Source organism: Nocardia terpenica (genome assembly GCF_013186535.1).
Taxonomy (GTDB): Bacteria; Actinomycetota; Actinomycetes; order Mycobacteriales; family Mycobacteriaceae; genus Nocardia; species Nocardia terpenica.
Window position 1 is genome coordinate 1,352,777 of record NZ_JABMCZ010000003.1, and the last position, 19,286, is coordinate 1,372,062.

Consider the following 19,286-nt stretch of genomic DNA (forward strand, 5'->3'; position numbering starts at 1 on the left):
ATCGAGGCGGCGCGCGGGGCAGGTGAACCGGCCGGTCCGTTCGTCGAATCGACTCGCCGATAACGCAAACGCCGAGGCGGCCGTCACCGCAATGGTGACGGCCGCCTCGAAAGGTGTTCTGCCGTGGTGAATTACACCGTGGCGACGGCGATCTGCGCCTCGGTGATCGCCTCCGCGCCGGACTCGCCGGACGGCTTGCGCCGCCGACGGCGACGGCGCGCGGGCTTGTCGGCCTGCTCGCCGGTGTCCTCGCCGTTCGTCTCCTGCGCGGCGGCGGGCTCGGCGGATTCGACTGCGGTACCGCCGGTTTCGGCTTCCGCGCCGTCCTCGGCCCCGCCGCGCCGACGCCGCCGGCGACGGCGCGCGGGCTTGTCGGCAGTGTCGGCCGGGTCGTCCGCGGCCGAATCCGTGACCGCTGCGGTCACTTCGGTTGCGGTGTCGGTGTTTTCGGTGGTCTCGACCTCGGCGCCGTCCACCGGCTTACCGCCGCGGGTGCGCCGGCGCTTGCGCGTGCGCGGGGCGCGCGGCTCGCGCTCCACCACGACGGCGTCCTCGTCCCGGACCGGCTTGCGGCGCGGCATGCCGTTGGCGTTCTCCGGGATGCCCAGGTCCGTGAACAGGTGCGGGGAGCGCGAATAGGTCTCCACCGCCTCGGGGATGCCCAGGCCGAGCGCGGAATCGATGGCGGCCCAGCGGTTCAGCTCGTCCCAGTCGACCAGCGTGACCGCGACACCGGTGCGGCCCGCGCGGCCGGTGCGGCCGATGCGGTGCACGTAGGTCTTCTCGTCCTCGGGGCACTGGTAGTTGATGACGTGGGTGACGTCGTCGATATCGATGCCGCGCGCGGCGACGTCGGTGGCGACCAGCACGTCGATCTTGCCCTTGCGGAACTTGTCCAGCGCCTTCTCGCGCGCGATCTGACCCAGGTCGCCGTGCACGGCCCCGACGGCGAAGCCGCGCTCGGCCAGCTCGTCGGCCACCTTCTGCGCGGTGCGCTTGGTGCGGGTGAAGATCATGGTGGCGCCGCGGCTCTCGGCCTGCAGAATGCGCGCGACCAGCTCGCTCTTGTCCAGCGCGTGCGCGCGGTAGACGAACTGCGCGGTGCGGTCGTGCACCGCGGAGTCGTGCGGCTCCTCGGCCCGGATGTGGGTGGGCTTGTGCAGGAAGGTGCGGGCCAGGGTGATGATCGGGCCGGGCATGGTCGCCGAGAACAGCATGGTCTGGCGCTGTTCGGGAACCATGGTCAGAATCCGCTCGATATCGGGCAGGAAGCCCAGGTCGAGCATTTCGTCGGCCTCGTCGAGCACCAGCACCGCGACCTTGCCGAGCACCAGATGCTGCTGCTCGGCCAGGTCCAGCAGGCGGCCGGGCGTGCCGACGACCACGTCGACGCCGCCGCGCAGCGCCTCGATCTGCGCCTCGTAGGGGCGGCCGCCGTAGATGGAGGTCACCCGCAGCGGGCCCTGGTGGTTGGTCAGATACTTGCTCGCGTTCTCCAGGTCCTGGGTGACCTGGATGCACAGCTCCCGGGTGGGCACGATGATCAGCGCCCGCGGGGTGCCGTCCAGCGGCGTGGTGCCCGAATCGCTCGACGCGATCCGGTGCAACAGCGGAACGCCGAAACCGAAGGTCTTGCCCATGCCCGTGCGGGCCTGGCCGATGAGATCCTCGCCGGCCAACGCCAGCGGCAGCGTGAGTTCCTGAATCGCGAAGGTGCGCTCGATTCCGATCTCGCCGAGCGCCCGCACGACTTCTTCCCGGACGCCCAATTCGGCGAACGACGGTGCGGTATGGGTGGGGTCGAGTTCCGCGGTCACCAGGGTGTCTGTCAACCCGGGTTCCTGTTCTACGGTGATCTTGCTCAGGTTCGTGCCTTCCTCGTGTTATCGCATCTCGCACGCACGAGGTGTGGGGCGGACCCGGTGGTCCGCGACGGCCACGTATCCGGCGATGATTCCCGATCGGCCGCTGCGGGATACCCGGCGGGCATCTACCTGGCGCGACGCAATGGGTGCGGATCTGGTGCGCGCACATTTTCCGTGAGCGACGGTTTCCCGGCCCTCCCGCGACCGAAGTAGTCGCCTGCGGAAATTCCGTTGCCCACGGGGATTGTAGCCGGATACTCTCTTGCGCCCTATTTCCGCCACCCGCAAATGCCGGGGGCTATCGCGGGATTGTCCGAGCGTGCTTCGGTGGTTTCGCGGTGCGGTCGCTCGGCGTGCGCTGCGGCACAGGACAATTCATCGGGCGGGGGGAATTTCCGGCGTGGCGTTCGGCGGCCCGGCGGGCGGCGCGACGGTGGCCAACACCACATGTGTGAGACAGCGTGTCACGGGATAGGTTCGTGCCGTGAGTCTGGCAGACACCGTATCCACCGCCGCCCGCAACGCCTGGGCACTGACCCTCGGCGACGGCCTCGAGGAACCGCGACCGACCCCGTCGACGGTGCTGTGGGACGAACCGCACCGCCTGCTGCGCCGCTACGACCGCCCGGCCGACGCCCCCGCCGTCGACGACGCCGCGGTGCTGCTGGTGCCGCCGCTGGCCGCGCCCGCCTGCTGCTTCGATCTGCGGCCCGATCAGAGCGTGGCCCGGTTCCTGCTCGACACCGGCCGCCACCCGTACCTGATCGATTACGGCGAGATCGGTTTCGCGGACCGGCGCATGGGCTTCGAGGACTGGATAGACGACATCCTGCCCGCGGCGATCGGGCGGGCGTCCGCCGACCGCGACGGGGCGCCGGTCGACCTGATCGGCTGGTCGCTGGGCGGCGTGCTGGCGCTGCTCACCGCGGCCGCCGATGCCGCGCTGCCGATCCGCTCGATCACCGCCGTCGGCGCGCCGCTGGACTACGACCGGATGATCGGCGTGCCGCAGATGCGGGCGCTGGCCCGGTTCACCCGCGGCATGGGCACCTCGACGCTGGTCCGCGCCGCCGGCGGCGTGCCCGCCGCGCTGACCCGGATCGGCTACCGCGTCACCTCCTGGGAGCGCGAGCTGCGGCGGCCGCTGTTCATCGCCACCAATATCACCGACGCCGAGACGCTGGGCCGGATGCAGACCATCGACCGGTTCCAAGCCCAGCTGCCGGGCTATCCGGGTCGGCTGTACAACCAGCTGTGGAGCCGGTTCATGCTGGCCAACGACATCGGCAGGGGCGTGGTCCGGCTGGGGGAGCACGAGATCGCGCTGGCCGATGTCACCGTGCCGGTGCTGCTGGTGGGCGGGCCCACCGACGTGATCACCCCGGCCGCGGCGGTGCGGCACGGCACGGTCACCCTGACCGGCGCGCCCGAGATCCGCTACGAGACCGCGCCGGGCAGCCATCTGGGCATCCTGACCGGGCCGTCCGCCCGCGACACCACGTGGACCTACCTCGAGAAGTTTCTGCGAGATCAGCGATGACGGCACACCCGTTGCCCGCCGCCCCGGCTAGGGTAAGGACCATGGGAGCAAACCCGCCTGCCGCTCTGGGTGTTTCGCCCGCCTCCGACGGCCGCATCCCCGCCGATCATCCCGGCGTGACCGACCTGTTCGCGGTGCTCGCCTACGGCGAGATCTCCGCCTTCTACCGCCTGGCCGAGGAGGCCAAGCTCTCGCCGTCGCTGCGCGGCAAGGTGGCCGTGGCGACCATGGCCGCCGCGGAGATGAACCATTTCCACACCCTCGAGCAGGCCCTGCGGCAGCGCGGCGTCGACGTCTTCGACGCGATGGCGCCGTTCGTGCGGGCCCTGGACGCCTATCACGACTCCACCGACCCCTCGACCTGGCTCGAGTCGATGGTGAAGTTCTACGTCGGCGACGGCATCGCCGCCGACTTCTACACCGTGCTGTCGGATGCGCTGGCCCCCGAGGTCGCCGCGGTGGTGCGCGATGTGCTCGCCGAGACCAGTCACTCGCAGTTCGTGGTGGAGGAGGTGCGCCGGGCGGTCACCGAGAGTCGTTCCGAGCGCGACCGGCTCACGCTGTGGGGCCGCCGCCTGCTCGGCGAGGCCATCACCCAGGCGCAGTACGTCATGGCCCAGCGCGACGAGCTCACCGAGCTGGTGCTGGCGGCGACGGGCGATCTGAACGGCATCGCTGCCCTGTTCGAGCGCATGCAGGCCAGCCATACCGAGCGCATGCGGGTGCTGGGTCTCGGGTAGCACACGTTCGCTGACAGCGCAGGCCGCCGCGTCGTTGCGCGCGATGGTCCTGCATTAGCCTGAGCAGGACAGCATAAGGACTCTAGGAGGTTGGCCGTGGAGGTCAAGATCGGTATTTCGGATAGCCCGCGCGAGCTGGTGATCTCCAGCTCGCAGACCCCCGAGGAGGTCGAGGCGGCGGTGTCCGGCGCGCTGCAGGGCAAGGACAGCGTCGTGTCGCTGACCGACGAGAAGGGCCGCAAATACCTGATCCAGGCCGCCAAGGTCGCCTACGTGGAGATCGGCACCTCGACCAGCGGCCGCGTCGGCTTCGCCGCCGTCTAGGCTAGTCCGCCTCTCCGCGTTTTTTGGCCATACCAGTTGGGTGACACGGGAGTTGGTCACAGGTCTTGCGTGGGGTGCCCGGCTGAGTTCTGGGCGTACCCGGCGAGTTACCCGTGTTCTTTCGAAATCAGTTGTTCCGGTGCGTAACTCAAAGGGTTACGCACCGGGCAAATGAGTCGGGGTCGTCAGCCTTGGCGGACCGGCACGTGGGACAGGCCGCCCCAGCACAGCTGGACCGTGGTGTCGACTGCCTCTTCCTTCGGAATCGGGCGGTCGGCCTCCAGCCAGTAGCGGGCGGTGATCTGGCTGGCGCCGACCAGGCCCACGGCCAGGATGCGGGCGCGGTAGGGATCGAGGCCGGAGTCGTGGGCGACGAGGTCGAAGACCGCGTCCACGCACGCCTCGGTGGCCTGCTCGACCCGGCGCTGCACCTGCGGCTCGCTGGTCAGGTCGGACTCGAAAACCAGGCGGAAGCCCTGGGTCTCGTGATCGACGAAGTCGAAGTACGCCTGCACGGCCGCGCGGACGCGCTGGCGGTTGTCGGTGGTGGAGCGCAGGGCCTGGCGCACGCTGGAGACCAGCACGTCGCTGTAGTTCTGCAGCACCGCGAGGTACAGCTCGAGTTTGCTCGAGAAGTGCTGGTACAGAACTGGTTTGGACACTCCTGCGCACTGCGAGATCTCGTCCATGCCGGCCGCGTGGTAGCCGCGCAGCACGAAGACCTCGCTGGCCGCCGCGAGCAGTTGGGCGCGGCGGGCGTCGCGGGGCAGGCGAGTTCCGCGCTTGCTCGGTGCCATGGCCTCGGGCGACAGTCGATTGGACGTCATCCGGTCCACGAGGTCAGTCATTTCGGTTCTCCCAATCGATTCCCGGCGGTAATAAGGACGTGCACGGGTATCTGTCGAACGATACTCGCACAGCGTGTGGCGTGCAGACGCTCGGACCACTATGCCCGAGGCGCACCGCGTCCGTGCGCACTTTGCCCGAGGGGCACGCGGACCGCCCCGCCATCTTGTTGGCAATCTGTCAGTAACCGGCGGTCGTGAGAAATCTCGCACAGCCGTGAGAAATCTCGCAACCCCTACGGCTCAGGATAGGTCCGGGAGTGCCACCGGACCGGTTGTGAGACGCTGAGGTACGTGACCGACCAACGGGGCAGACCCACCGACGGGCGCGATTCGCGCCGCCCCGTGGGCGCCGGCGCGTCGCGAGCGAATGCCCCCGGGTCGAAACGCAAGGGCAAACAGCAGGTGGAAGTGTACGACCCGCTCGGCCTGTACGACGAGGATGCCCGGTGGGACGGCGTGGCATCGCATCAGCCGCTGCGGGCGAGCTGGGATCCGACCGCCTCGGACGCGCGGACGCGTCCGGACCGGGACACCCGCAAGCGGAACGCGCTGAGCCGCTTCGTACACGCCTACGGCTGGCGGGCCTACGCGCTGCCGGTGCTGTTCGTGATCACCGTGCTGGTCGCCGTGGACGCGGTCAAGGGGGGTGGCGATTCGACCGGGTCGGGCGTGCCCGGACTGGGACGGCTGAGCCAGCGCACGGACCGGGCGGGCATCATCGGCGCGCCGCCCAAGGGAGACGGCAAATTCGCGGGCGACCTGCCCACCGGGGCGCTGCCCGAGGGCGGTCCGTTCGCCGAAACCGGCATGGGCACTTGGCATGTGGTGCCCGGTACCGCCGCGCCCGTGGGCGCGGCCCAGGCGCACATGTTCACCTATACCGTCGAGATCGAGAACGGCATCGACACCTCGGGAATCGGCGGTGACGATTCGGTGGCGAAGATGGTGGAGGCCACGCTCGCGAATCCGAAGAGCTGGACCCACGATCCCCGATTCGGTTTCCGCCGCGTCGATTCCGGCGATCCGGACTTCCGCGTCTCGCTCACCTCGCGCCAGACCACCAAGGGCGCCTGCGGTTTCGAGATCCCGATCGACTCCTCCTGCTACAACTCCGATCTCGGCCGGGTGGTGCTGTCGGAGGTGCGCTGGGTGCGCGGGGCGCTGGCCTTCGAGGGCGATATCGGCTCGTATCGGCAGTACCAGATCAATCACGAGGTCGGGCACGCCATCGGCTACCACGAGCACCAGCCGTGCGAGACCGACGGCGGCCTGGCGCCGGTGATGATGCAGCAGACCTTCGGCACCCGCAACAACGAGATCGCCGCCCTCGACCCGCACGGCGTGGTTCCGATGGACGGCAAGAAGTGCCGGTTCAATCCGTGGCCCTATCCCCGGAGGTGAGAATCCGCGCCGGTCACCACTGGGGCAGGATGGGCGGGGAAGAACGATCCGATTCGTCGTGTTGCACCGGTCAGCGTTGCCGCGAGGCGTGTCATGGCGAAGTCGATTCGAGGAGTCCGAGGACGTGTCATCAGCAAAGTCCCTGCCGCCACTGGTAGAACCGGCCGCGGAGCTGACCAAGGATGAGGTCGCCCGCTACAGTCGGCACCTGATCATCCCGGATCTCGGGATGGACGGGCAGAAACGCCTGAAAAACGCCAAGGTGCTGGTGATCGGCGCGGGCGGGCTGGGCTCGCCGGCGCTGCTGTACCTGGCCGCGGCCGGGGTCGGCACGCTGGGCATCGTGGAGTTCGACGAGGTGGACGCCTCCAATCTGCAGCGGCAGATCATCCACGGCGAATCCGATATCGGCCGGTCCAAGGCCGACAGCGCGCGCGAGTCGATCCTCGAGATCAATTCCGGAATCACGGTGCGGCTGCACAAGATTCGCCTGGAGCCGGAGAACGCGGTCGAGCTGTTCGCCGAGTACGACCTGATCGTCGACGGCACCGACAACTTCGCCACCCGCTACCTGGTCAACGACGCCGCCGTGCTGGCGGGCAAACCGTACGTCTGGGGCTCGATCTACCGGTTCGAGGGCCAGGTGTCGGTGTTCTGGGAGGACGCCCCCGACGGCCGCGGCATCAACTACCGCGACCTGTACCCGGAGGCGCCGCCGCCGGGCATGGTGCCCTCCTGCGCCGAGGGCGGCGTGCTGGGCGTGCTGTGCGCGTCGATCGGGTCGGTCATGGTCACCGAGGCGATCAAGCTGATCACCGGCATCGGCGAGTCGCTGCTGGGCCGCCTCATGGTCTACGACGCCCTGGACATGAACTACCGCACCATCAAGCTGCGCCGCGACCCGGAGCGGCAGCCCATCACCGAGCTCATCGACTACGAGGCGTTCTGCGGCGTGGTGTCGGAGGAGGGGCAGGCCGCGGCCGCCGGGTCCACCGTCACCGCGCGCGAGCTGAAGGAGATGCTCGACGCGGGCAAGGATGTCGCGATCATCGACGTGCGCGAGCCGGTGGAGTGGGACATCGTCCGCATCGAGGGCGCGACGCTGATTCCCAAGGACCGCATCCTGTCCGGCGAGGCGCTGGCCGAGCTGCCGCAGAACCGGCCGATCGTGCTGCACTGCAAGTCCGGTGTGCGCTCGGCCGAGGCGCTGGCCGCGCTGAAGCGGGCCGGTTTCTCCGACGCCACGCACCTGCAGGGCGGAATTCTGGCCTGGGCCAAGCAGGTCGACCCCTCGCTGCCGGTGTACTGACGGCGCGGCGTCGGGGGCGGGCAGGGCACCCGGAGTACCGTACGGCCGTGACTAGTGTGGAACCTCCGGAGCACGTGCGGGCCACGTTCGGTCTTCGCGAAGTGACCCCGGTCGCGCTGGGCGATTGGGACGGCGGCTGGCGGTGCGGTGATGTGGTGCTCAGCCCGGTCGCCGATCATGCGCGAGCCGCCTGGTCGGCCAAGGTGCGCGAGACACTACAGGTGGACGGTTTGCGGCTGGCCCGCCCGGTGCGCGCCACGGACGGGCGTTACGTCGTATCCGGTTGGCGCGCCGACACATTCGTGGAGGGAACCCCCGAACCCCGGCACGACGAGGTGGTTTCGGTCTCGATTCGGCTGCATCGGGCCACCGCGCGGCTGGAGCGGCCGCGGTTTCTGGCCCAGCAGCCCATCGCGCCGTGGGTGGACGTGGACGTGTTCGTCGCGGCCGATCGCGCCGCGTGGGAGCCGGTGCCGCTGCGCAGCCTGAAGATCGGCGGCATGCTCCCGGTCGAGTCGCCGGACGGGCAGCGCAGCCTCGAAATGCTCACGCAGCTGGCCACTTTGCGTAAACCCGTGCAGACACCGGCGCAGCTGGTGCACGGCGATCTGTTCGGCACGGTGCTGTTCTCCGGCGCCTACACGCCCGGCCTGACCGACCTCACCCCGTACTGGCGGCCCGCACCGTGGGCGGCGGGGGTGATCGTCGTCGACGCGCTCGCGTGGGGCGGCGCCGACGACGGTTTACTGGAGCGCTGGTCGGACCTGCCGGAGTGGCCGCAGATGCTGGTGCGGGCGGTCATGTTCCGCCTCGCGGTGCACGCCCTGCACCCGCGATCCACCCCGGAGGCCTTCCCCGGCCTGGCCCGCACGGCCGACCGGATCCGATTACTCCTCTAGCCCGTCATCCCAGTTCCCGGCATGCCCCAATCTCTTGTTCCCGGCGTGCTTTTGGCCGGGAACTAGACATTCGCATAAGCCAACGAAGGCACCCGATCCACCGCGAACGATGTCCGCAGGTAGAACCACCAGGTCACCCCGCCCATCACCAGGAATGCCGCCGCGTAGGCCCAGAAGGCAGGGGCCATGCTGCCGTGAAAGTGCAGTGTGGACTCGCGCAGCGCCTGCTGCAGCACCCATCCGCCCGCCGCGCCGATCGCGCCGACGACACCGATCGCCGCGCCGCCCTGGCGCTTGGCCGCCATCGCCGCCTCCTCCGGATCCCGGCCCGCCTCGCTGGCCCGCCGCCGCGCCTGCGCGCCGAAGATCGAGGGGATCATCCGGTAGGTCGAGCCGTTGCCGATGCCGGTCAGCACGAACAGCAGCAGGAACGAAATCAGGTACAGCGGAAAGCTCTTCGCCGACAGCGACGCCACGATCAACGCCGTCGCCACCGCCATGCCGCCGAAGACGCCGACGGTGATGCGCGCCCCGGACAGCCGGTCGGCGATCCAGCCGCCGAACGGGCGGCTCAGCGAGCCCACGAACGCGCCCAGGAAGGCCAGATTGCCGAGGGTGCTCATCCAGCCGATCTTCGCCAGGTCCGGGAAGTTCGATTTGATCAGCGTCGGGAAGGCGAAGGAGAACCCGATGAACGAGCCGAAGGTGCCGACGTAGAGCACCGACATGATCCAGGTGTGCCGGTTGGTCAGCGCCAGCCGGTAGGAGCTGCCGTCGGCCCTGGCGCCCGTGATCGAGTCCATATAGCGCAGCGCGGCGGCCATGGCGACCAGGATGAACGGAATCCACATCAGCACCGCGAGCGTGATGCCGAATCGGTAGCCGGCCGCGTCCTTGGCCATGATGTGCGTGCCGAGGGTGATGATCAGCGGCACGAACAGCTGGGTCTGGGCGACGCCGAGGTTACCGCCGGCGGCGTTGATGCCCAGGGCCGCACCCTTTTTCCCCTCGGGGAAGAAGAAGTTGATATTGGCCATCGAGGACGAGAAGTTACCGCCGCCGACACCCGCCAGCGCGGCCAGCACCAGGAAAACCCAGAACGGTGTGCCGGGCCGGTTCACGAAATACGCCAGGCCCACCGTCGGCACCAGCAACATGCCCGCGCTGAACACCGTGAAGGCCCGGCCGCCGAATTTCGGAATGGCGAAGGTGTACGGAATGCGCAGCGCCGCACCGACCAGTGTGGGGGTGGAGGTGAGCAGCAGCGAATTGCCCACGGCCACCGGATTTCCCTTGCCGAGCCCGTCCAGGAATTCGAATCCCGCCGAGCCCATGGCGGTGACCACGCTGGCCCACAGCACCCAGATGCTGAAGCCCAGATTCTCGGCGAAGACGGACAGGCCCAGGTTCTTGCGCGCGGTCTGCCGCCCGCCGTTCTCCCAGAATGTCTCGTTGTCCGGCTCCCAGCGGTCGAGCCAACGTCCCCGCCGGGAATAGCTGAAGGTGTCCGCGGAGGCGGCCACGGCATCGGTGGTCATCGAAGTCCTCTCGAGGCTGGGTACGACCGACCGAGCAGACGACGAGCAACCGATCCCCATCGTCCCTGCGGTCGGTAGGAGCGTAGGAATCGGTCGTTACGCCCGCGTGGCATGACGACCAAATCTCACTCACCCGGGAGAGGGCAGGGCGGTGAGGTCCGTCAGTAGTCCGGGTATTCCGCGATCAGTGAACTCAGAAAGCATTTGGCCGCGCGGGCCGCGCGCTCGGGGTCGCCGTCGATGATCGCGTGCACCAGTTCGGCATGCTCGGCGTGGAAGGAATCACCGGATTTGGCTGTGTGGGTGCGGATTCCCTGCTCGATCACGGGCAGCAGGGAATCGTAGAATTCCAGGTACACGGCGTTGTGACTGGCCACGACGATGGCCCGGTGCAGTTCCACATCGGCGTCGATGGGGGCGGTGTTCTCCTCGTCCCACGCCTGCCTGCGCTCCTCCAGCAGGCGCAGCAGGGTGGCGATGTCGGACTCGTCGCGCCGCTGGGCGGCCAGGCGCGCGGCGGTGGTGTCGAGGGCCTGGCGCAGCTCCAGCACGTCGCGCTGCTGGGCGTCGGCGAAATACTTGGCCAGCGTGCCGCCTAGGTCCGAAATCGCGGTCACGTAGGTGCCCGAGCCCTGACGGCGCTCCAGCATCCCGGCATGGACGAGGGCCTGCACCGCCTCGCGGACGGTGTTGCGGCCGGTGCCGGTGAGTTCGGTCAGCTCCGGTTCGGTGGGGATTCGGGAGCCGACGGCCCAACGGCCGGAACGGATTTCGGCACGCAGCTGATCGGTCACCTGGGCGATGAGGCTGGTGCGGCGGACGGGTTGCACGCCCATAGAGTACCCCGCGTCACATGACTTGCCTCCCATCATCCAATCATCCTATGATTTCGCGGTGCCAGTAACCGTTGAGCAGACGAACAGTAGTGTCGACCGCCGCCGTGCCCTGTTGGGTGGGCGGCTGCTGGTGCTCGCCGCGATCGTCATGTCGGCGTTCACGCTGCGGCTCGCGGTGACCGCGTTCACCCCGCTCGCCGAGCGGATCGGCCACGACGTCGGCTATTCCACCGCCATCGTCGGCGTCTTCGGCATGATCCCGACCGCGATGTTCGCGCTCGCGGGCGTGCTGACCCCGATCCTGGTGGGCCGGTTCGGCCTGGAGCGCACCGTGCTGATCGCGATGCTGATGGCCGGTGCCGGGCAGGCATTGCGCGCCGTCATGCCCGATACCTGGGAGCTGCTGGTGTTCTCCGCGCTGGCGCTGTCCGGCATGGGCATCGGCAATGTGGTGATCCCGCCGCTGGTCAAGCGGTACTTCGCCGACCGGCTGGCGGTGCTGAGCTCGGTGTACATCACGATGGTGCAGATCGGCACGGTGGTCCCGGCGCTGATCGCGGTGCCGGTGGCCGATTCGCACGGCTGGCGGATCTCGCTGGGGCTGTGGGCGCTGTTCCCCTTGGCGGCCGCGGTGCCGTGGATCGGCGTGCTGCGCGACCGTCGCGGCCACGACGAGGCCGACAAGACCGCGCTGCCCGCGGACCCGCACGAGGCCGACGGCAGGGTGTGGCGCTCCCCGCTGGCCTGGGGCATGGCGGGCATGTTCGGCATGACCTCGCTCATCACCTACGCCATGTTCACCTGGCTGCCCAAGATCTTCGTCGACGCCGGGGCCAGCGCGGCGTTCGGCGGCACCATGGTCGGCGTGTTCTCGTTCATCGGCCTGGCCGCCGCGTTCACCGCGCCGACGATCACGGCGAAGGTGCGCAATCCGTTCCCGATCGTGATCGGTTGTGCCGTCGCGTATATCGCGGCGTTCATCGGGCTGCTGAGCGCGCCGATGGCCGCGCCGTGGCTGTGGGTGCTGCTGCTGGGCCTGGGCCCGAGCACCTTCCCGATGGCGCTGACCCTGATCAACCTGCGCACCCGCACCCAGGTCGGCTCGGCCGCCCTGTCCGGCTTCACCCAGGGCCTCGGCTACACCGTCGCCTGCGTCGGCCCCCTCCTGTTCGGCGTCCTGCACAGCATCGACGGCGGCTGGGGCTCCCCCTTCGCCCTGCTCGGCATCGCCGTGGTCGTGCTGCTGGTGGGCGCCTGGCAGGCCTGCAAGCCGCGGGTGCTCGAGGACACCTGGAAGTAAGTCCGCCAGCCGCGGCAGGTTGCTCACGCCTCCTCGTTCCGGCCCGTGAGCAACCGTTGACGCCGCGGTGATGTCGCGCAGCATCGCCGCAATACCCGTTTCCTACCGTGGGGCCAACCGGAAAGTCAGGAGGCTCCAGCGTGAATGCCGCTGCGCGCAGGACCGTGGTCGTGATCGGCCACGGCATGGTCGGTCATCGGTTCGTCGAGGCGCTGCGGGCGCGCGACACCGACGGCCGCTGGCAGGTGATCGTGCTGGGCGAGGAGCCGCGGGCCGCCTACGACCGCGTCGGGCTGTCGTCGTATGTGGGCAGCTGGGACGCGCGGGCGCTCGCCCTGCCCGGCAACGAGTACGCGGGCGACGACCTGGTGCAGCTGCGCTTGGGCGTGCGCGCCGAGGCCCTCGACCGCGCGGCCCGCAAGGTCACCGCCTCCGACGGCACCGTGATCGCCTACGACGCGGTCGTGCTCGCGACCGGCTCGTACGCGTTCGTGCCGCCGGTGCCCGGCCACGATCGGCCGGAATGCTTCGTGTACCGCACCATCGAGGATCTCGACGGCATCCGCGACGCGGCCGCGGCGGCCGGTCCCGGCGCGGTCGGCGTGGTGGTCGGCGGCGGCCTGCTCGGGCTGGAGGCGGCGAACGCGTTGCGGCTCATGGGCATGACGCCGCACGTGGTCGAGTTCGCGCCGCGGCTGATGCCGGTGCAGGTGGACGAGGGCGGCGGCGCCATCCTGGAGCAGCTGGTCACCGAGCTGGGCCTGCACGTGCACACCGGGGTCGGCACCTCCTCGGTCGAACCGGCGGAAAACGGTGCGGGCCTCCGTGTTTCGCTGTCCGACGACTCGGTGATCGACGCCTCGCTGGTGGTGTTCTCGGCCGGTATCCGGCCGCGCGACGAACTCGCCCGGGAAGCCGGGCTCCAGATCGGCGCGCGCGGCGGCGTGGTCACCGACCTGGGCCTGCGAACCTCCGATCCCGACATCTACGCCGTCGGCGAGGTGGCCGCGGTGCAGGGCACCTGCTACGGACTGGTCGCGCCCGGCTACACCACCGCCGAGATCGTGGCGGACCGATTGCTCGGCGGCAGTGGCGAATTCCCGGGCGCGGACCTGTCGACCAAGCTGAAGCTGCTGGGCGTGGACGTCGCCAGCTTCGGCGACGCGCACGGCGTCACCGAGGGCGCGCTGTCGGTGGTGCTGCACGACGCCGCCAAGGGCACCTACGCCAAGCTCGTGGTCTCCGACGATGCCCAGACCCTGCTGGGCGGCATCCTGGTCGGCGACGCCGCGCAGTACGCCGCGCTGCGGCCGCTGGTCGGCAGCGCCCTGCCCGCCGAACCGGCGGCGCTGATCTCCCCCGCCGGGGCGGAACTCGGGGCCGACGCGCTGCCCGACGAGGCCCAGATCTGCTCCTGCAACAACGTGTCCAAGGGCGCGATCTGCGGGGCCATCGCGGCGGGCGCGTGCGACATCGCGGGCATCAAGAACGCGACCGCGGCCGGAACCTCCTGCGGCGGTTGCGTTCCCATGCTCAAGAAGCTGCTCGAGCAGTCGGGCGTGGAGCTGTCCACGGCGCTGTGCGAGCACTTCCCGCAGTCGCGTCAGGAGCTGTTCCACATCGTGCAGTCCACCGGCATCCGCCGGTTCTCCGAGCTGATCGCCCGCCACGGCACCGGAATGGGTTGCGACATCTGCAAACCCGCGGTCGCCTCCATCCTGGCCTCGACCTCGAGCGACCACATTCTCGACGGCGAGCAGGCCGCGCTGCAGGACACCAACGATCACTTCCTGGCCAATCTGCAGAAGAACGGCACCTACTCGGTGGTGCCGCGCATGCCCGGCGGCGAGGTCACGCCCGAGCAGCTCATCGAGATCGGCCGCATCGCACAGGATTTCGGGCTCTATGTGAAGGTGACCGGCGGTCAGCGCATCGACCTGTTCGGCGCCCGGGTGGAGCAGCTGCCGCGGATCTGGCAGCGGCTGGTCGACGTCGGCATGGAGTCCGGGCACGCCTACGGCAAGGCGCTGCGCACGGTGAAGAGCTGCGTCGGATCCACGTGGTGCCGCTACGGGCAACAGGATTCGGTCGCCATGGCGGTGCTGCTGGAGAAGCGGTACCGCGGGCTGCGCTCGCCGCACAAGCTGAAGCTGGCCGTCTCCGGCTGCGCCCGCGAATGCGCGGAGGCGCGCGGCAAGGACGTGGGAGTCATTGCGACCGAACAGGGTTGGAACCTCTACGTGGGCGGCAACGGCGGGCTCTCGCCCAAGCACGCGGTGCTGCTGGCCGGTGACCTCGACGATGAGACGCTGATCCGCTACATCGACCGCTACCTGATGTTCTACATCCGCACCGCGGACCGGTTGCAGCGCACCGCGCCGTGGCAGGAGTCGCTCGAGGGCGGCATCGAGTACGTGCGGCGGGTGGTGTGCGAGGACAGCCTCGGCATCGCCGCCGAACTGGAGGCCGCGATGGCCCGGCACGTGGCCGGGTACCGGGACGAGTGGGCGGCGGTGCTCGACGACCCTGCCAAGCTGTCGCGCTTCGTCTCCTTCGTCAACGCCCCCGAGCAGACCGACCCGACCATCTCCTTCGACGACAGCGGGGAGCGCAAGGTGCCGGTGCTGCTGGGGATGCCCGAGATCCCCGTCACATCCACGCCCGGGAAATAGGCGCGTAACCGTGTGGAAACAGGACCTCGGTACCAATAGCTAAGCGCGTTCGGAGGAGAGTGACCGATGACCGTGATCGATCGACCCGGCATTGCCCAGGTCAGCAGCACCGGCTGGACCTCGGCCTGCCCGATGGACTATCTGATTCCCGGCCGCGGCGTGGCGGTCCTGCTGGACAGCGGTCGCCAGGCCGCGCTGTTCCTGCTGCCCGACGGGACGCTGTACGCCGTCGGCAATATCGACCCGTTCGGGCTGGCGGCGGTGATGTCGCGCGGCATCGTCGGCGATCGAGCCGGGGTGCCCACGGTGGCCTCGCCGCTGCTGAAGCAGACCTTCTCGCTGCTGGACGGGCACTGCTTCGACGACGCGGGGGTGCGGCTGCCGGTGTACGGGGTGCGGGTGGTCGAGGGCATCGTGCTGGTGTCCGACGAGCCGATCCGCACCGCCGCGGCCCGGTCATGACCGAGACCGAGCCGGCCGGGGTGCTGGACGGCTTCACGGTCGGCATCACCGCCGCCCGCCGCGCCGACGAACTGGCCACTCTGCTGAGCCGTCGCGGCGCGACAATCCTTGCCGCCCCGGCCATTCGGATCATCCCGCTGGCCGACGACACCGAATTGGCGCGTGTCACCCGGGAATTGATCGCCGACCCGCCGCGGGTCACCGTCGCCACCACCGGCATCGGCTTCCGCGGCTGGATGGAGGCGGCGGAGGGCTGGGGCCTGGCCGAGGATCTGCGGGCGACGCTGGACTCGACCCGGCTGCTGGCCCGCGGCCCGAAGGCCAAGGGCGCCATCCGCGCCGCCGAACTGCGCGAGGAGTGGTCGCCCGCCTCGGAGTCCTCGGCCGAGGTGCTCGATCATCTGCTGGCCGAGGGCGTGGAGGGCATGCGGATCGCGGTGCAGCTGCACGGCGCCACCACCGAGTGGGAGCCGGTCCCCGACTTCTGCGAGGTATTGCGCTGCGCCGGAGCCGATGTCGTGCCGGTTCCGGTGTATCGCTGGCTGCCACCGGAGGATTCGGCGCCGATGGATCGGCTGATCGAGGCCGTCATCACCTCCGCGCTGGACTGCGTGACCTTCACCAGCGCGCCCGCGGTGGCGTCGATGCTCATGCGCGCCAAGGAAACCGGCCTGCTGGAGGGGGTGCTGCACGCCTTTCGCACCCGGGTGGTGGCGGCCTGCGTCGGTCCCATCACCGCCGCGCCGCTGGAGGAGCTCGGGGTGTCGACCACCATGCCCGCGCGGGCGCGGCTCGGTGCCCTGGCCCGGCACGTCGCCGAGGAACTTCCCCGGCGCGCCAACCGGATTCACGCCGCCGGGCACATGCTGAGCGTGCGCGGATCCTGCGTGGTGGTCGACGGCCGCGTCTGCCAGCTGGCGCCCGCCCCCATGGCGCTGATGCGCGCCCTGGCCCGCCAGCCCGGCCGCGTCGTCTCCCGCGAGGCCCTGCTGTCCGCGCTGCCCGGTGGCGGCGACGACACCCACGCCGTGGAAACCGGCATCGCCCGCCTGCGCGCCGCCCTCGGCACCCCGAAGGTCATCCAAACCGTGGTCAAACGCGGCTACCGCCTGGCCATGGACCCCGCCGAATGCATCGACAACAACCCCCGCCCGCCGATCGGCCCCGAGGAGTCCACCCGCCCGCCCCGCCCCGCCCCCATGGCGGGCGTGTGGTGAACCCGCCCGCCCTGGTCCTGGTAGCCCACGGGACCAGGAGCGCCCGCGGCGTCCAGATGATCGAGACGCTGAGTAATGCTGTCGCCCAGCAACTTTCGTCCGGAACCGGCGTACCGGTGCACACCGCCTTCGTGGACGTATTGGGCCCCTCGCCCGCAGAAGTGCTGCGCGACTTGGGAGATCGCCCCGCCGTAGTCGTCCCCGCATTCCTGGCGTCGGGCTATCACGTCTATCAGGACGTGCCGCGGGAGGTGGCCGAGAGTGGACATCCCGCGGTGGCGGTGACGGCCGCGATGGGGCCGGATCCGCTGCTGGCGCGGGTGCTGGGGATGCGATTGTGTGAGGAGGGTTGGCAGCCGGGCGATGCGGTGGTGTTCGCCGCGGCGGGGTCGTCCGACGCCCGTGCGCGCCACGATGTCCGGAGTGCGGCGCGGATGCTGGGGGAGCAGGTGGGCCGGGCGACGCCGGTCGCCTATATCGCGACCGGGTCACCGCGGGTTCCGGAAGTGGTTGCCGCGCTGCGGGAATCGGGTGCGGCGCGGGTCTTCGTCGCCTCGTATCTGCTGGCGCACGGCCTGTTTCACGAGCGTTTGCGCGAATCGGGCGCCGACGGCGTCACCGGGCCGCTCGGCACCCATCCCCTGGTGGTCCGGCTACTGGTCGAGCGGTACCGGCGGGCCGTCGGCGCGCTGGAGGCGGCGGCGTAACGAGCTAGACTGGAGACACACCGGGAACAAGGAGGTTCGACACGGAGTGTCTGGGATCGCGCTGCTCGTTCTGATTCTCGCCGGGCTGGTCATCTGCGTATTGGTCCTGCGCTCGGTGCGAATGGGATCGGTGCAGATCGATGTGATCCCCCGAGGGGACTCCGTCGCGGAGACGGAGCATCCACACCCTCGGCCACCCGACTCCGACGAGTGAGCAGTCTCGCGAGATTCGTTGTGCGGTAGGCGATTCAGCCGACCGGAACCGGGTAGCAGTCGGCGGTCCGGCTGCCCGACAGCGAGCTCAGGATGCAGCCCAGGTTGACCTGCGAGCTGCCGCTCGCGATCGCGCCGGTCGCGATGTCGCCCGTATCCGCCTGCGCGGCCGGGGCGGCAATGAGAATCGAAGCGGCACAGAGGAATCCGCCGGTGATGAACTTCCGAGCAATCATGTCGATGATCCTCGCACGATCGGGGGCGCGGACGGGAATCCGTCCGTGCCCCCAATTCCGTTGCCGCCGGGATCAGCGGCGCGGTTCCAGCTTCAGGTCTCCGCTGATGACCGAGCGGGTCATGTCGCGGGCGAGCATATCGTGCGGGAAGCCGAGCTCGATGGCGCTGGCCTGGTCGAGGCGGGCCAGGTGGGTGGCATCGAATTCGACGTCCAGGGCGCCGAGATTGTCCTCCAGCTGGGCCACGGTGCGGGCGCCGATGATCGGGGCCGTGACACCGGGGTTGCGCAGCGTCCAGGCGAGGGCGACCTGCGAGGGGGTCCGGCCGAGGTCGGCGGCGACCTGCTTCACGACGTCCGCGATGGCCAGCCCCCGCTCGGTGAGCGAGCCCTGAGCGAGGGCCACGTTCTTGCGGGTGCCCTCGGGCGATCCGACGGCCGCCTCGGCCAGGTCGGCCCGGCTGTACTTACCGGTCAGCACGCCGCTGGCCAGCGGCGACCACGGGATGACGCCCAGGCCCAGTTCCCGGGCCATCGGGATCAGATCCCGCTCCACCGTGCGCTCGATCAGGCTGTACTCGACCTGCAGTGCCACCAGCGGCGACCAGCCGCGCAGGTCGGCAATGGTCTGCATGCGCGACACCTGCCACGCCGGGGTGTCCGAGATGGCCACGTACAGCACCTTGCCCCGGCGGACCAGGTCGTCCAGGCCGCGCAGCACCTCCTCGACCGGGGTCGTGGAATCCCAGACGTGCACGTACAGCAGGTCGATGTAGTCGGTGTTCAGCTGCCGCAGGCTGTTGTCCACCGAGGTGACCATGCTCTTGCGGCCGTTGCCGCCCGCATTGGGGTCGCCGGGACGGCGCAGCATCGCGTATTTGGTTGCCAATACCAGGCTTTCACGATTGTCCCGGGTGAATTCGCCCAGCAGCCGTTCGGAGCTGCCATTGGTGTAGACGCTGGCGGTATCGATGAAATTGCCGCCGCGCTCGACATACACGTCGAACAGCTTGCGGGCGTCGTCGGTGTCGGCGCCCCAGCCCCAGTCGGCCCCGAAGGTCATCGTGCCCAGTGCCAGCGGGGAGACCCGCAGACCGGAGCGGCCCAGCAGCCGGTAGGTGTCGAGAGTGAGAGACATCGTATTCTCCTGCGTTTGGTGGATCCGTGGTCGAAAATCAGT

At 69.6% G+C, this 19,286-nt stretch carries 18 protein-coding genes; 12 read left to right on the top strand and 6 right to left on the bottom strand.

The features are described from left to right. Nucleotides 1-131 precede the first annotated feature (131 nt). Nucleotides 132-1,832 carry a DEAD/DEAH box helicase gene (locus HPY32_RS27845; RefSeq protein ID WP_067577197.1) on the bottom strand — a complete coding sequence of 567 codons (1,701 nt, stop codon included), beginning with the start codon at nucleotides 1,830-1,832 and terminating at the stop codon, nucleotides 132-134. Nucleotides 1,833-2,349: 517 nt separating this feature from the next. On the opposite strand from HPY32_RS27845, the gene HPY32_RS27850 reads away from it, so the two are divergent. The 3 genes from HPY32_RS27850 to HPY32_RS27860 all read left to right on the top strand — a co-directional run bounded on the left by HPY32_RS27850 (nucleotide 2,350) and on the right by HPY32_RS27860 (nucleotide 4,469). Continuing rightward, nucleotides 2,350-3,405 (top strand): polyhydroxyalkanoate synthase family protein, encoded by a 1,056-nt coding sequence (locus HPY32_RS27850; RefSeq protein WP_067577199.1) that lies wholly within the window; start codon nucleotides 2,350-2,352, stop codon nucleotides 3,403-3,405. Between the two features lie 41 nt (nucleotides 3,406-3,446). Further along, nucleotides 3,447-4,145: a ferritin-like fold-containing protein gene (locus HPY32_RS27855; protein WP_067577201.1), complete on the top strand. Its 699-nt coding sequence runs from the start codon at nucleotides 3,447-3,449 to the stop codon at nucleotides 4,143-4,145. A 96-nt stretch (nucleotides 4,146-4,241) separates the two neighbouring features. Beyond that, nucleotides 4,242-4,469: a DUF3107 domain-containing protein gene (locus HPY32_RS27860; RefSeq protein WP_067577203.1), complete on the top strand. Its 228-nt coding sequence runs from the start codon at nucleotides 4,242-4,244 to the stop codon at nucleotides 4,467-4,469. A gap of 185 nt (nucleotides 4,470-4,654) precedes the next feature. Here the strand turns inward: HPY32_RS27860 and fasR are convergent, their stop codons facing one another. Continuing rightward, entirely contained in the window at nucleotides 4,655-5,317 is a 663-nt protein-coding gene (fasR, locus tag HPY32_RS27865; RefSeq protein ID WP_067577205.1) for an HTH-type transcriptional activator FasR, read from the bottom strand. A gap of 291 nt (nucleotides 5,318-5,608) precedes the next feature. Here fasR and HPY32_RS27870 point away from each other — a divergent pair, with 291 nt between their 5' ends. The 3 genes from HPY32_RS27870 (at nucleotide 5,609) to HPY32_RS27880 (ending at nucleotide 8,926) form a co-directional block, all read left to right on the top strand. Continuing rightward, the gene (locus HPY32_RS27870) at nucleotides 5,609-6,718 is read left to right on the top strand and encodes a DUF3152 domain-containing protein (protein ID WP_082870447.1); all 1,110 of its coding nucleotides are present in this window, start codon (nucleotides 5,609-5,611) and stop codon (nucleotides 6,716-6,718) included. 124 nt (nucleotides 6,719-6,842) lie between these two features. After that, nucleotides 6,843-8,027 (top strand): adenylyltransferase/sulfurtransferase MoeZ, encoded by a 1,185-nt coding sequence (gene moeZ / locus HPY32_RS27875; protein WP_067577208.1) that lies wholly within the window; start codon nucleotides 6,843-6,845, stop codon nucleotides 8,025-8,027. A 47-nt stretch (nucleotides 8,028-8,074) separates the two neighbouring features. After that, nucleotides 8,075-8,926: a TIGR02569 family protein gene (locus HPY32_RS27880; protein ID WP_067577209.1), complete on the top strand. Its 852-nt coding sequence runs from the start codon at nucleotides 8,075-8,077 to the stop codon at nucleotides 8,924-8,926. A gap of 62 nt (nucleotides 8,927-8,988) precedes the next feature. On the opposite strand, the gene HPY32_RS27885 is transcribed toward HPY32_RS27880, so the two are convergent. Further along, the gene (locus HPY32_RS27885) at nucleotides 8,989-10,464 is read right to left on the bottom strand and encodes an MFS transporter (protein ID WP_067577211.1); all 1,476 of its coding nucleotides are present in this window, start codon (nucleotides 10,462-10,464) and stop codon (nucleotides 8,989-8,991) included. Nucleotides 10,465-10,625: 161 nt separating this feature from the next. Next, a complete protein-coding gene (locus tag HPY32_RS27890) occupies nucleotides 10,626-11,294 on the bottom strand; it encodes a FadR/GntR family transcriptional regulator (RefSeq protein ID WP_067584139.1) in 669 nt (222 codons plus the stop codon). A 154-nt stretch (nucleotides 11,295-11,448) separates the two neighbouring features. Here HPY32_RS27890 and HPY32_RS27895 point away from each other — a divergent pair, with 154 nt between their 5' ends. The 6 genes from HPY32_RS27895 to HPY32_RS27920 all read left to right on the top strand — a co-directional run bounded on the left by HPY32_RS27895 (nucleotide 11,449) and on the right by HPY32_RS27920 (nucleotide 17,872). Further along, nucleotides 11,449-12,600 (top strand): CynX/NimT family MFS transporter, encoded by a 1,152-nt coding sequence (locus HPY32_RS27895; protein WP_231951511.1) that lies wholly within the window; start codon nucleotides 11,449-11,451, stop codon nucleotides 12,598-12,600. 140 nt (nucleotides 12,601-12,740) lie between these two features. Next, complete coding sequence (gene nirB / locus HPY32_RS27900) at nucleotides 12,741-15,272, top strand: nitrite reductase large subunit NirB (RefSeq protein ID WP_269456462.1); 2,532 nt, start codon at nucleotides 12,741-12,743, stop codon at nucleotides 15,270-15,272. 66 nt (nucleotides 15,273-15,338) lie between these two features. Continuing rightward, nucleotides 15,339-15,734, top strand: a complete 396-nt coding sequence (gene nirD, locus HPY32_RS27905) for a nitrite reductase small subunit NirD (protein ID WP_067577215.1) — start codon at nucleotides 15,339-15,341, stop codon at nucleotides 15,732-15,734. Further along, nucleotides 15,731-16,951: a uroporphyrinogen-III synthase gene (locus HPY32_RS27910; RefSeq protein WP_171983076.1), complete on the top strand. Its 1,221-nt coding sequence runs from the start codon at nucleotides 15,731-15,733 to the stop codon at nucleotides 16,949-16,951. Before nirD ends, HPY32_RS27910 begins: the two co-directional genes overlap by 4 nt. Next, a complete protein-coding gene (locus tag HPY32_RS27915) occupies nucleotides 16,948-17,658 on the top strand; it encodes a sirohydrochlorin chelatase (RefSeq protein WP_067577217.1) in 711 nt (236 codons plus the stop codon). The genes HPY32_RS27910 and HPY32_RS27915 overlap by 4 nt, the downstream gene beginning before the upstream one ends. Before the next feature lie 46 nt (nucleotides 17,659-17,704). Next, on the top strand, nucleotides 17,705-17,872 hold the full coding sequence (locus HPY32_RS27920; RefSeq protein ID WP_156673770.1) for a hypothetical protein: 168 nt from the start codon (nucleotides 17,705-17,707) through the stop codon (nucleotides 17,870-17,872). Nucleotides 17,873-17,906: 34 nt separating this feature from the next. Here HPY32_RS27920 and HPY32_RS27925 read toward each other — a convergent pair whose 3' ends face one another. Then, nucleotides 17,907-18,107, bottom strand: a complete 201-nt coding sequence (locus tag HPY32_RS27925; protein ID WP_067577219.1) for a hypothetical protein — start codon at nucleotides 18,105-18,107, stop codon at nucleotides 17,907-17,909. Nucleotides 18,108-18,179: 72 nt separating this feature from the next. Continuing rightward, a complete protein-coding gene (locus tag HPY32_RS27930; protein WP_067577221.1) occupies nucleotides 18,180-19,244 on the bottom strand; it encodes an aldo/keto reductase in 1,065 nt (354 codons plus the stop codon). Between the last annotated feature and the right edge of the window lie 42 nt (nucleotides 19,245-19,286).

What these genes read in the sequence shown, in the direction of transcription:
- HPY32_RS27855 (WP_067577201.1), top strand. Translation starts at nt 3,447, where the DNA reads ATGGGAGCAAACCCGCCTGCCGCTCTGGGTGTTTCGCCCGCCTCCGAC.
- fasR (WP_067577205.1), bottom strand. Translation starts at nt 5,317, where the DNA reads ATGACTGACCTCGTGGACCGGATGACGTCCAATCGACTGTCGCCCGAG.
- HPY32_RS27885 (WP_067577211.1), bottom strand. Translation starts at nt 10,464, where the DNA reads ATGACCACCGATGCCGTGGCCGCCTCCGCGGACACCTTCAGCTATTCC.
- HPY32_RS27895 (WP_231951511.1), top strand. Translation starts at nt 11,449, where the DNA reads ATGTCGGCGTTCACGCTGCGGCTCGCGGTGACCGCGTTCACCCCGCTC.
- nirD (WP_067577215.1), top strand. Translation starts at nt 15,339, where the DNA reads ATGACCGTGATCGATCGACCCGGCATTGCCCAGGTCAGCAGCACCGGC.
- HPY32_RS27910 (WP_171983076.1), top strand. Translation starts at nt 15,731, where the DNA reads ATGACCGAGACCGAGCCGGCCGGGGTGCTGGACGGCTTCACGGTCGGC.
- HPY32_RS27925 (WP_067577219.1), bottom strand. Translation starts at nt 18,107, where the DNA reads ATGATTGCTCGGAAGTTCATCACCGGCGGATTCCTCTGTGCCGCTTCG.
- HPY32_RS27930 (WP_067577221.1), bottom strand. Translation starts at nt 19,244, where the DNA reads ATGTCTCTCACTCTCGACACCTACCGGCTGCTGGGCCGCTCCGGTCTG.